Below are 12892 nucleotides of genomic sequence, written 5' to 3' on the forward strand. Positions count from 1 at the left end.
GATCGGTCAGGATAGTCAGCTTGCAATGTCACTCTAAGCTTATCGAAAAGCTGTCATCTCCTGGATAAAAAGCTTAACCTTACATAAAATCCGGGAAACCATTATGGTCTCCCGGTTTTTTTTGGTACTTTTTCACCTCGAAACGCACAAAAAAGAAACCTTATGGACCTCTTGTATTTATTGTACTCGCTTCTGCGCAGGAAATGGATCATTATTGGCTGCACGGTAATTGGGCTGATAGCGGGTTTTGTATTCACCCTGTTCAAAGAAAAAACGTACGGGTCCGTCGCTCAATACTCCACCGGCTTTACCATGGAAAAAGAGGTAAGTATTAAGGATAATGCCGGTATCAACATCTACGAGATCGACCTTCAGTTTAGCAACGCCATCGAGACGTTCAAATCCCCCAAGGTAATGAACATGCTCTCCTACAAAGTGCTGTTACATGACCTGGAAGACCTGAAACCCTTCCGCACACTCAACGAAGAAAAAAAGAACACCAACGAATATAAACTGGTTAATGTAGAGCAAGCCAAGCAGATCCTGCGTCGCAAGATCACTACCATGGACCTCCTTAACCCTTTTGATCCCGAGGAAAAGAAGGTATTTGACCTGATGTACCTCTATGGCTATGCCCCGGAATACCTGCAGGGTAAGATTACCATTTTCCGGGCCGACCGGACCGATTACCTGGTTATTCTTTGCCGCTCAGAACATCCCGAATTATCGGCTTTTGTTGCCAATACCATTGGCCAGCAGTTTATCCGCTTTTTCAACAGCATCTATGGCCTGCGTAGCCAGGAGTCTGCCGCTAAGCTCGATAGCCTGGCCAGCTCCAAGAAAAGAACAGTAGACAGTCTTACCGAAACACTCAAGGCTTTCAGGATCAAGATAGGTACCCCCAACGTGGCCGACAGGGCCTCTGCGGCAATGACCGTAGTACAGAGCGTAACCAGCAACTATCAGCAGGAACAAGCCAAGCTCAATAACTTAAGAGGCGAACTTAGGTCCGTAGAAAGCCAATTAAGAGATATTGGTAATCAAAGCCTTTCAACCGGCAATGGGGGAGTAGTGAATAATAATGCCGCCATCCGGGCCCTGGAAATCGAAAACCAGAACCTGGAGATCCAAAAGAACGGCAAGTCCGACGAAGAGATCAAAAAACTCGACGACCAGATAGAGGGAAATATCAAAAAAATTGCCCAATACAAGAGCTCCGGTAGTTCCACTGCCGACCGTCAGCTGAGGCAGAACAGGACCCAAACCCGCCAGGAGGACCTCGTAGCCCGTAAAAGCGACCTTGAACAGCAGATACTGGCTGCTGAAAACAACGTTAGGCTGTTTGGTGACCAGAAAAACTATTATGACGAGATCACTAAAACAGGTGGTGGAGACCAGGTAATCCTCGATGCCCAGGAGCGCGACCTCCGCATTGCTTCACAGGAATATGAACAGCTAAAGAAAAGTTTGCAATCCACGCTCGACCTCGATATCAACCCCCAAAATAACTTTAAGCAGATCCTGGTAGCCCAGCCTGCTTACATGGCAGAACCTTCCCGCCGCTCCATGGTATTGGGCCTTTGCGGTATGCTGATGCTGTTCCTGTCATCCTTCATCATTATAGCACTGGAATTCTTTGATTCCTCTTTCAAAACACCTACCATCTTCCAGCGCAATACGAAATTGAAGATGTTAAGTGCCCTCAACAAGCTCAACCTGAAGAAAAAAACATTGAGTGAGCATTTCAAAGAGACTAAAGATGCGGATGCCAGCGGCACAGAATTCGGTCTGTTTATGGAAAATCTGCGTAAGCTGCGGTTTGAACTGGCCAACTCCGGTAAAAAGATATTCCTGGTTACGAGCACAAGAACTAAAGAAGGAAAAAGCACGGTGATTGAAGCGCTGGCCAACAGCCTTAGCCTTACCAAGAAAAGAGTATTGCTGGTAGATGCTAATTTCTCCAATAACACATTGACCCAGAAATTTGAAGCCAAGCCTACGCTGGAGCAGTTCAGCTTTGCAGGCCAGGGCAATGTGATCGATAAGTTCTGGGGTATCACGAGCATGACCACCATTCCCAATACCGATCTGGTGGGATGCAGTGGTGGCAATTATACCCCTTCCGAAGTATTACCCAAGAACAACCTGTTTGAGCACCTGCCAAAGATTGCCGAAAGCTATGATTTCGTATTCGTAGAAGGTGCAGCCCTCAACAATCATGCAGACAGTAAAGAGCTGGCTGCCTGGGTAGATGGTATCATCGTGGTGTTTTCGGCCAAGTCTTCTTTTGGACAGGCTGATAAAGATGCGGTCCAGTACCTGAACAGTACCGGCGATAAGTTCGTAGGCACTGTATTGAATAACGTGGAAGCCTATAATATGGAGCTGTAATGGCCCTGATAAACCTTATGCCGTTATCATGTTCAATTATTTATTCAATACAAAGAAGATATTAAGCAGGAGCCGCTATCCCTGGATAGACTACGCACGGGGCATCACCATTCTGCTGGTGGTGTACCGCCATGTCTTTGAAGGATTGGGCAACGTGGGAGAAGGATCGGTCAGCTATTCTGGCCTGAAGTACTTCAACATCTTCTTCTTCAGCTTCCGAATGCCCCTGTTCTTTATAGTTTCGGGCATCTTTGTGGGAGCCAGTTTGGCGCGTAAAGGCATTGGCGATTATGTCACCAACCGGTTCCAGACCATCTTCTATCCATTGATGCTATGGGGCAGCATCCAGATCACGCTGCAATTGGCTTTTGCCGGTTATGCCAATGCCAACCGGGAACCAATGGATTATTTGAACCTGATCATAGAGCCTCGTAAACTCGAGCAGTTCTGGTATTTGAACGCTTTGTTCTTTGTCAGTGTACTATATGCACTGGTACATTGGTATGGAAAAGCAAAGCCATGGCAGCAATTGGTATTGGGTGTAATATTTTATGCGATAGGAGGTTATTGCCACGTACAGGGCATTAAGATCGGCTTTTTGATAGATGTATTATTCTTTTACCTGTTCTTCGCTGTTGGGCATGTGTTTTCGGATATGGTGCTGAATACGAAGAACTATAAACTGCTATCTTCCTGGAAAACTACCCTGATCGCCTTGCCGGTATTTGTGCTCGTACAGCACTTGTTTACGACCATGAACCTCGAACACCAGGACGATTATTATGTGCAATACAAGCTACCCGCTGTTTTTGCCCTGATAGCCCTGGTAGGAGGCGCTTTCGTGATCCAGCTCTCATTCCTGTTGCAGGAGCTGAATATCCTGCGCTTTTTACGCGTAATAGGATACCACTCACTGTACATCTATGTAATGCACCTGATGATCACGGCAGGCACCCGCTCGGTGATGTTGAAATTGTTCCACGTACAGAATATACCGGTAATAATGGTCGTTAGTATCACCGTTGGGGTCATTTTACCCATGGTATTCTATAATATCGCAGAGCGCATGGGCGCCTGGTGGCTATTTACCCTGAAAAAGCCTGCTACAGGAACGGGAGGCGGGCAGTCATCCAATAACCCGCAGCAACCCCATAAAAGGGTTGCCGTAGGCAGTTAAACAGATAGTTGATCACAATGGAGAACGAACCACATAAATACAAGACCTTCGAGATCATCAGCACACTGTTTGCTATCGCATTCTGTGCAGGCATGTTCGTCAAGTTCTTGTTCTTTTAGGACCTATGGCAAGAAATGTGCTAAATAAAACCTCTGCATCCATCACCACATGGCTGCATTACCACTTTCTGGACAGGAAGATGACCACCTCGCTGGGCATCGCCCTGCTGGGGTTTATTGCCGTTGGCATGTCCTACCTTACCGTACTGGGTAATGCTAAACTTGCCATCGGTATAGTGGCAGGAGTGGCAGGCATCCTGATCTTCCTGCTGTGCATCGTTTATCCCAAGGTAGGTTATTACCTCACCTTCATTACCACGCTATTCATGATGATGCCGGGAAGGTTAACCAACTCGGCTACCCAGATACCTACTGGACTTATTCCCGAATACCTGTCATACCTTACTTTGCTGGGAGTAATTACCCGGCAGGAATACCAAAAAGAGATCACCAGCAAATTCTGGAGCCACACCATCACGATATGGATCATGGTTTCACTGTTCTATTTCCTGTTGCAGGTAGTAAACCCTGCCATGAATAGCAAGCTGGGCTGGTTCAATTTCTTCCGCAAGCAAGTGAGCTTTGCCGCCTTCTTTTACATGAGCTATTGCTTCCTCAATACCCGCAAGGCTATTGAATTCTTTATGAAATTCTGGGTCTACCTCAGCCTTTTTGAGTCGGCGTATGCGGTCAAGCAACAATGGTTCGGGCTGTTTGGATGGGAGCATACCTGGCTCATGGCCGACCCCGAGCGGGTAGGCCTATTCATCAACGCGGGTATGGTACGCCGTTTTGGGCTCCTGTCCGACCCGGCTGCGGCAGGTATTCTGTATGCTTCTTCCACGGTGCTGGTGCTCGTAATGGCCCTGCAGGAAAAAAATGTACGTAAAAGACTGTGGTATTATGTCATGGCACTTATCCACTTCCTGGCTACCAGCTACACTGGCACCCGCACGGCCACGGTGATGGTAATGGCCGGAGTGGCATTTTACTGTGTACTCACCCTATACGAAAAACGTACCCTGATCTTTTCAGGTGTTTTCATTTTCAGTATCATTGGGCTGCTCGTGGCTCCCATTTATAATAACCCCGTTATTAACCGCCTCCGTTCCACTTTCGAAGGATCCAAAGATCCTTCAAATATGGTGCGCGACATTAACCGCGAGATTGCTCAGCCGTATGTGTGGAGCCATCCCATCGGAGGAGGAGTTAATACGGCCGGATTGGTGGGCAAGATGTATAATCCCGGTCACTACCTGTCGTTCATTCCACCGGATAGTGCCTATATGCAAACCATGATGGAGCAAGGGCCTATAGGACTTGCACTGATGATGATCTTTTATTTTGTGATCCTCCGTACAGGTATCCGGTATTTTTACCGGACACGGGACCCTGATATCAGGACTTGTTACGCAGCGAACCTGGCCTCCATATTCAGTTTAATGATGGCCCAGTATTCGCAGATGGCCATCGGCCAATACCCCAGTGTGTTGTACTTTTACGGCGCATTGGCTATATTCCTGAAACTACACCTTTACGATTCACCAAAAGCTGAAGCAAAAATTTAAAATGAACCTTGTAACCATGAATAGAATAATTGCCGGCATCTGTTTACTGATGCTGACTGCTGCTACTGTAAAAGCCCAACAACCTACGGGCCGCAACGTATCAACCTATCATGCCAACGATACGTCGAAGATCACTGATATTCGGGAAAGACTGGTGCAACTGGCCCTGCAGAACCCGAAGTTTGAAGTAGCCGATCGCAATGTGAATGTGGCCAACTATACACTTCGTAAGGCCAAAGGCGGATGGTTGGGAGCCCTGTCGGCCACTGGCAACCTCAATGAACTTTCCCTTAAACAAAATAGCGGCAGCACTGGTGGGGTTAACCAGGCTACACTTTTCCCCCGTTATAACTTTAGCCTTAACCTGCCACTGGACTATTTTACCTCCAGAGCCAATGAGGTAAAGATTGCCCGGGAAAACCTGTATATCGCCAATGCACAAAAAAATGACCAGTACAGAGATATCCGCAAAGCCGTACTATCCAAATATGAAGACTACCTCATGCATAAGGAAAAACTTGAACTGGTCACCCGCATGGCCCAATCAAGCTATACCGATTACAAACTGGCTGAAAAAGATTTTGCTGACGGAAATACCACGCCCGAGGAGGTCAAAAAATCTGAAGTCTCTTACTACGAAATGCAAATGCGTAAGTTGGAAATGCAGCGGAATTTTAGCGTCGCCAAACTGGAACTGGAGCAAATGATCGGCGTTGGCATAGACGATGTATTAGGCAAGAAGTAAAAAACTTTTCACAGCTTGTCCCGGCTTGTCGGGATTTCACTATCATGATATGACCTTTACCCAAACCACAAAAGACGCTCAACCTCAGGTAGCCCCTGCCGCCAAAACGAAGGTGTTCTTCCCCAACCTCGATGGGTTGCGGTTTATATCCTTCCTCGTGGTATTCCTGCACCATTGCTACCTGTCGTTTTTCAGCTACTTACAAACCTCATCACCTACCGCATTTAAAATACAGTCGTTCTTATTTCAGTATGGTACATTAGGAGTTAACTTTTTCTTTGTGCTCAGTGGTTTCTTGATTACCTACCTCCTTATCAGAGAAAAAGAAGTGACAGGCACCATCCACGTAGGTAACTTTTACATCCGGCGCATACTGCGCATCTGGCCTTTATATTTCCTCTGCCTCTTTATAGGATTTGTGCTCTTTGCTATACTCAAGAAAATGGGCGGAGAAGCCCCTCATGAGAGCGCAAACCCCTGGTATTATATTTTCCTGGTGGGCAATTTCGACTACATGAATACCTGGCCGGTAAAACCCGATGCCATCCTTTTATCCGTATTGTGGTCAGTATGCGTGGAAGAACAGTTCTACCTGGCCTGGCCGGTTATCCTCAAGTTTATACCCGTAAAGTCTTATAAGTACGTATTCGCAGGCATCATGCTCCTTTCGCTGGTGTTCCGTTCCTTCTATACCGATAACACCGAAGCCGATCATGCAGTACGATATTTCCACACACTTTCCCTGATTGGCGATATGGCCTTGGGTGGCATGGTAGCGTGGCTGCTATCCTTCCCGGGCAAGTTCAGGGACTTTATTACCAATCTCAGCAAGCCTGCCATTGCATTGATCTATATCGGCACCCTGTGTGTAACGCTGGGTAAAGGATATATATTCCCATATGGGGCGCCAATCATTTTTGAGCGACTGGTGATAGGTATATTCTTCGCGTTGATCATTGCCGAACAAAATTTTGCAAAGAACTCCCTGTTTAAAATGAGCCATTCGAAGCTCATGAGTAAACTGGGTATATATACATACGGGTTATACTGTCTTCACCTCCTGGGTATGTACGCAACCGTAAGAATAGTAGTGAAATTGGGGTGGCACGAAGATAAGTTGTGGGTGGCTGGAGCATCGGCCATTATTGGCTTGCTGCTTTCCATTGCCATCAGTTTGGCTTCCTACCATTTATATGAAAAATGGTTTTTAAAATGGAAAGACAAATTCGCTTTCATTACTAAGTAATGGTCTGTATCTTGTGTTAACCAGGTCACGATTGCCTGCCAGTTAACAGCTAAGCCTAACTGCTAATAGCTTAACTTAAACCGATTTAATGGACCGGCGTTCATCAGTTCCGGAGCGACTACTTGTTTTTACCGGAGCATTTATTTTCTTTCTTTGCACCCTGGCGGCTAATTTCTCCGGGCCGCATGACTCTATCGGATATCTCAACGGTATAGTTACTGGCAATCATTTGTTTCACCCACACCACCTCATATATCATTTTGTTACGCATTACTGGCTTGTATTCAGTAAAGCCCTGTTGCCAGGTGTTAAAGATTATTACCTGGTAGAAGCATTTACAGCACTGTGGGGTAGCGGAACAATGACAGTAGTATATTGTTTCTTCCGTAACCGGTTCAAGCTGTCGGTGATCCAATCACTCATAAGCCTTACTGTTATAGCCTTCTCTTTTGGCCCCTGGTTTTATAGTGTAAACATTGAAGTATACGCGCCACCCATGCTCTTTTTGCTGGCCGCCCTGTATATTCTTACCAAAGAGCGGTTGGAACAAGGTGATGTTTGGAAAGTGGCCTTGCTTCATATAATGGCCATCCTATTCCACCAGGTGCATGTATTGTTTACGGTGGTAATACTCTATAAAATTTGGCAGCAGCGGAGTAATATCCGATTGATGCCGGCTCTTGCTCAATATGTTTGTATGGGTGTTGTACTGGTTGGTGGAGCCTACTTTATTGTAGGCTGGGTAGTAGAAGGGCAGAGCGGTATAGATAAATGGGTAGGCTGGCTAAGAGGCTATACCCAGGACGGTGTATATTGGAAACCCCTCGATGCTAAACTACCACTGTTGGTAGCCATTGGATATTCCCATGCATTTGTAGGCGGACATTTTATACTGCGTCTCCCGAATGTAGAAAGAGCTTTAAGCGAATCACTCCACACCCACTCCCTGGGTGATGAAATGTACCTGGCCCGTCATATTTCCCATGGCACGGCAGTATTCCTGACGGTATTGAGCGTGATATTAGGAATCGCTATGCTGTGGCTTATTGTTCGTTTTTTCCGTAGGTATAAGACGATCAGTGCTGCGGCAGGCAGTGTAGTTACCCCGCTGATGATCGTTGGTATAGTTTACTCGCTCTTCTTCACCTTCTGGATGCCGGAAATATTGGAATTCTGGATCTTCCAGGTCATTCTGCTGTGGTTATTGCTGTTAGGCACCCTGCAGTATGGAGGTAAAGGAGTGCCTGCCTTTAAAGGGTGGGGGCGTATCAAGCCAGTGATGTTGGTAGCTGCCATTAGCATTATGCTGTTCATCATCAACTTCTTCGGTAGTGTCCGTTGGATGCTCGACCTGGAAAACGACCAGTACTACGCCAAAATGAAGCAGGTAAAAGAACAGGTGCGCGACAAGGATGTAATATTACTCCAGGATGCCTGGCAGTTGAAAGACTTCTTCACCTATTTCACCAAGGCCAAAGTGCATGAGGCGCCAGCTGTCGATTCCCTTCGACCCATAGTTGATAAAGCGGTAGCAGATTGTCTTGAGCAGGGAGGCCGGTTATACATTTACACAGAAGCCACCCACTACCAGCCACAGGGCACCCGGTATATTGACTCCCTGTTGAAGGTGTATGAGCCACGTAAAAAAGTGCTTCCAGATTCTACAGCCAATATTCTGGTAATAGAATAATGTACGTATTTTTGCGGTAACGATTACCCATTGTCATCCATCCAACCATTTTCCTGCCAAAACCAGGCTTTATCCTGATTATTTGATGCGATTGTAAATAGCTGGCGTTCCCGGCTGTTAGTGTGCATGGTATTATATACCAGTTTAAATTCCTGTACAATGGCTGTAAGCTTCGACAATGATTTGATCCCTGCCTTCCACCGTAATGAACCATCGGCCCTGCGTGTCCTGCTTCAGGAACATTATACTTCTATGGTCAGCTATGCCAATCAGCTTATTAATGATCAGGAAGAAGCCACAGAAATGGTGGTCAACACCATCATAAAGCTGATCACCATGCGCCAGCATTTCAAAACCGCTGAAGACGTAAAAACATTTCTGCTGGTAACGATACGGAATAGTTGCTATGATTTCCTCAGATGCGTCGATATGGATAAGCCATCCAGGAAAGAAATGCTTTACCTCACTGATCTGTTACAAACAGATAAAGCAGGAAATCCGGGTTCCGTCACTATCGAAACATTGATCGCGTTATACAACGGTATTTACAAATTGACCGGTCAGCGCAGCGAAGTATTCCAGCTCCTTTTTTATAATAAGATGACCACAAAAGATGTTGCTGAACAATTAGGCATTCCATTAGAAGCCGTGCAGGAACATCGATCTCAGGCTATCAAACAGCTACAACCCTTACTGGAAAAGGTGTAATTACAATACATCAAATACAACCAGGACGCCGGAAAGCAGGAACAATAAAACCTAAGTTTCATCCTTCCTTACTTCCCGTCTTCCCGGCACAGTCTATACCCGGCAACGGAGTTCCTGCTGAAACGAGGACCCCGGCAAAACCACCAAAGATTGCAGGAAGCATCTTGGCTGGCTGTTGTGTTATAACAACTATTGCCGGAGTATGGGCGAGGTAGCAGTGTACTGCCGTTGCCGGTGCTGCTTTGAGATCATCATGTGTAGCGGTACATTAAGTTGGCCGTGGCCAGAGGAAACAACAGAAGATAAGCGCCGCACATTGTTCATCGCGCTTTTGCTAAGTCCCAAACCGGCATTGATCAGTTACCAGCTTGTGAATGCAACTTCAACATGAATGAACCTTTTGAAGAAAGTAAGTCATGACAAACTGCTCCAGACAAACGTACAACATCCGCATACCCGTTTCCAAATTTAGTTAACCTGGTTTCGGATGAAACCGGAAGGAATGGGATAAATTGATTCCTATTTTATCCCATTCCTTCCGAAACTCTCCCATTCCATCCCATACAGTACAAAAACAAATTTGGAAACCGCATTACCGGGATAGTATATTCGACGCTTGCTATTAAAGAAGAACAATAGAATAGGAATGGGAAAGATTCCGGAAAAGGGAAGAAAGAAGTAGCCGAGACGGAAAATAAGAAGAGGATACAAGATAGATAGTACGTGGATGGTACGTAGATAGTACGTAGATCAGCCGTAGATGGTACATACTAATAGCACGAAACCCCAAAACAGGTGCAATTTGCAAAAAAGGGCAGGGCAGAACGTGCCCTGGTATCACGCCCCTGTGTAACCTGTAACTTGCAACCTGTAACCAGAGACCGCTAACCGGTAACCCTAACCCGGTCCCTTAATTGAGCAGCATCAATAATTCCTGCCAATCACATTGTTTTTTACAGATGATACGATACTTTTTTTATGCCATCTGGTGAAAAGAGCTTACGGAAGGACGGTTTTTCGTAGATTGATTGGTATATTTGAAATACTACATCCTTCGAATGACCCGCTAAACGAACTTCGCCCTATTTGCCCTTTTCTATGAATTATGAGCCAGGAAATCAACGATCAGCAAGATGGCCAGGCAGGCGATGACCAGCTGTCTTTACACCCTTTGTGTGAAGAAGACTTCCCATGGTTGCTATTGTGGATGACCAAAGAGAACAACGCCAGTTTGTCCCTGCTACTGCAAACTACTAAAAGCAGTTCCGAAATAATCATCATAACAGGAGTTATAAACCAACATGAACGCGTGAGCCTGCTTACCGCCTATTCGGCAGTGTTCACCAGGTTAAGAACAGCCTATACCCTGCAACCGGGCGAGTATAGCATTCAACAACTACAACTGAATCCTTTGATCTATAATAAGTCCGTCCGCTTCAAACTGCTGAAACAGTATATAGATTATTTGATCAAAAAGCTGGGCGCAAAAAAGATACTGTGGGAGATCAATCACCTGGATAAACTATACATGGACCTGGCCGAAAAGGCCGGTTTTAATAAATCAGTAGTACAGGGCCAGGTACAACTTACGCTGTATGAATATGCAGGATAACCCCGCTTGCTGCTCGCGCTGAAAGCCGCTACAACGCAAAGAAACGCAGGCTGATACAAAAGAAACGCTACTTTAGTCCACAAAATCAACAGATTACTGATATTTTCTTACCGAAGCTTTTTCATCTGCCGCATTTATCCGACTTTTGAGGCCCTTTTCAACACAATAATATGGAAACAGTGGCTATCCAGGGAAAGTTGACAACAGCACTCATTGAGCAGTTCAGGCAGATTACAGGCGCTGATTTTGTCCTCCTTGATGAAGAATCCCTTAACAATTACGGTCATGATGAAACAGAGCATTTATTATTTCCCCCGGAAGTAGTGATCCGCCCGCGCACTACCGAAGAGATAAGTGCCATTATGAAGATCTGTAACCAACACAAAATACCAGTCACGCCCCGCGGCGCTGGTACTGGTTTAAGTGGCGGTGCTTTACCCCACCTCGGTGGCGTATTGATCTCTACAGATCGCATGAATTCCATTATAAACATCGACGAGCGGAATCTGCAGGTGATCACTGAGCCTGGTGTGATCACGGAAGTATTGCAGAATGCAGTGAAAGAAAAAGGACTCTTCTATCCTCCTGATCCCAGCAGCCGCGGCTCCTGTTTCATCGGCGGCAATATAGCCGAGAACAGTGGCGGCCCCAAAGCGGTAAAGTACGGTGTGGTAAAAGACTATGTGCTCAACCTGGAATTGGTACTACCCTCCGGCGAAGTGATCTGGACAGGTGCCAACGTATTGAAGAACTCTACCGGATATAACCTTACCCAACTGGCAGTTGGTAGCGAAGGCACCCTGGGTATCGTTACAAAGATCGTGTTGAAGCTGATCCCCTTGCCTAAGTATGACCTCCTGATGCTGGTACCCTTCCAGTCGCTGGAAAAAGCAGGCGAAGCAGTAAGCGCTATCTTCCGGGCAGGCTTTACGCCCAGCGCCCTGGAACTGGTAGAGATCGATGCACTCAATATCGTAAGCAAATTTGTAGATAGCTCCGCAGTACCGGTTACAGAAGGTACCGCGGCCCACCTGATCATTGAGGTAGATGGTAATCACTTGGATACCCTGATGATTGAAATGGAGACCATCGGCACCCTGCTGACCAATTACGATGCCGGTGAGCCCTTCTTTGCCGACGACGCCCAGCAAAAGGCCGAACTGTGGAAGCTGCGCCGCCGCGTGGCAGAAGCGGTAAAAATAGACGGTTACACCATCGAAGAAGATACAGTGGTGCCCCGCGCAGAATTGCCTGCCTTGATCCGTGGCGTAAAGGAGTTGGGCATCAAATACAACTTCAAGGCAGTTTGTTATGGACATGCTGGTGACGGCAACCTGCACATCCGCATCAAAAAAGAAGGCATTGCCAACAGCAACGATGATCCGGAAGTGATAAAAGGCATACGCGCCTTGTTCAAGCTGGTACATGAGCTGGGAGGCACCATCAGTGGTGAGCATGGCATTGGCCTGCTCCAGAAGAATTATATGGATATCGTCTTCAACGAAACCCAACTGCAATTGATGCGTGGAATTAAGCGCGCTTTTGATCCCAACAACATCCTCAACGCAGGAAAAATATTCGATTAGTCATTTCAACATGAAGCGTGGGTTAATTTTAATCCACGCTTCATATGTTATAACTTCCACATTTAGTGCAAGTTGGGACAGCTCCCCAATTACCGCCATTTTTCGTGTAT

General features: G+C 46.3%; 9 protein-coding genes. All 9 read left to right on the forward strand.

The genetic code is table 11. From position 1 onward, the window contains the following. The first annotated feature begins 162 nt into the window (after positions 1-162). Complete coding sequence (locus AC5JBY_RS09065) at positions 163-2391, forward strand: exopolysaccharide transport family protein (RefSeq protein ID WP_495904254.1); 2229 nt, start codon at positions 163-165, stop codon at positions 2389-2391. 28 nt (positions 2392-2419) lie between these two features. Continuing rightward, positions 2420-3568 (forward strand): acyltransferase family protein, encoded by a 1149-nt coding sequence (locus AC5JBY_RS09070; RefSeq protein ID WP_495904255.1) that lies wholly within the window; start codon positions 2420-2422, stop codon positions 3566-3568. Between the two features lie 124 nt (positions 3569-3692). Further along, complete coding sequence (locus AC5JBY_RS09075) at positions 3693-5195, forward strand: O-antigen ligase family protein (RefSeq protein ID WP_495904256.1); 1503 nt, start codon at positions 3693-3695, stop codon at positions 5193-5195. Between the two features lie 16 nt (positions 5196-5211). Then, a complete protein-coding gene (locus AC5JBY_RS09080) occupies positions 5212-5940 on the forward strand; it encodes a TolC family protein (protein ID WP_495904257.1) in 729 nt (242 codons plus the stop codon). 49 nt (positions 5941-5989) lie between these two features. Continuing rightward, on the forward strand, positions 5990-7186 hold the full coding sequence (locus tag AC5JBY_RS09085; RefSeq protein ID WP_495904258.1) for an acyltransferase family protein: 1197 nt from the start codon (positions 5990-5992) through the stop codon (positions 7184-7186). An 88-nt stretch (positions 7187-7274) separates the two neighbouring features. Next, positions 7275-8876: a hypothetical protein gene (locus AC5JBY_RS09090; RefSeq protein WP_495904259.1), complete on the forward strand. Its 1602-nt coding sequence runs from the start codon at positions 7275-7277 to the stop codon at positions 8874-8876. 159 nt (positions 8877-9035) lie between these two features. Then, positions 9036-9584: an RNA polymerase sigma factor gene (locus tag AC5JBY_RS09095; protein ID WP_495904260.1), complete on the forward strand. Its 549-nt coding sequence runs from the start codon at positions 9036-9038 to the stop codon at positions 9582-9584. Between the two features lie 1105 nt (positions 9585-10689). Further along, positions 10690-11196, forward strand: coding sequence for a hypothetical protein (locus AC5JBY_RS09100; RefSeq protein WP_495904261.1), 507 nt, complete (start codon positions 10690-10692; stop codon positions 11194-11196). Between the two features lie 170 nt (positions 11197-11366). After that, entirely contained in the window at positions 11367-12782 is a 1416-nt protein-coding gene (locus AC5JBY_RS09105; protein ID WP_495904262.1) for an FAD-binding oxidoreductase, read from the forward strand. The last annotated feature ends 110 nt before the right edge of the window (positions 12783-12892 follow it).

Source organism: Paraflavitalea sp. (assembly GCF_059502485.1).

What these genes read in the sequence shown, in the direction of transcription:
- AC5JBY_RS09070 (WP_495904255.1), top strand. Translation starts at nt 2,420, where the DNA reads ATGTTCAATTATTTATTCAATACAAAGAAGATATTAAGCAGGAGCCGC.
- AC5JBY_RS09065 (WP_495904254.1), top strand. Translation starts at nt 163, where the DNA reads ATGGACCTCTTGTATTTATTGTACTCGCTTCTGCGCAGGAAATGGATC.
- AC5JBY_RS09095 (WP_495904260.1), top strand. Translation starts at nt 9,036, where the DNA reads ATGGCTGTAAGCTTCGACAATGATTTGATCCCTGCCTTCCACCGTAAT.
- AC5JBY_RS09100 (WP_495904261.1), top strand. Translation starts at nt 10,690, where the DNA reads ATGAGCCAGGAAATCAACGATCAGCAAGATGGCCAGGCAGGCGATGAC.
- AC5JBY_RS09080 (WP_495904257.1), top strand. Translation starts at nt 5,212, where the DNA reads ATGAATAGAATAATTGCCGGCATCTGTTTACTGATGCTGACTGCTGCT.
- AC5JBY_RS09105 (WP_495904262.1), top strand. Translation starts at nt 11,367, where the DNA reads ATGGAAACAGTGGCTATCCAGGGAAAGTTGACAACAGCACTCATTGAG.
- AC5JBY_RS09075 (WP_495904256.1), top strand. Translation starts at nt 3,693, where the DNA reads ATGGCAAGAAATGTGCTAAATAAAACCTCTGCATCCATCACCACATGG.
- AC5JBY_RS09085 (WP_495904258.1), top strand. Translation starts at nt 5,990, where the DNA reads ATGACCTTTACCCAAACCACAAAAGACGCTCAACCTCAGGTAGCCCCT.
- AC5JBY_RS09090 (WP_495904259.1), top strand. Translation starts at nt 7,275, where the DNA reads ATGGACCGGCGTTCATCAGTTCCGGAGCGACTACTTGTTTTTACCGGA.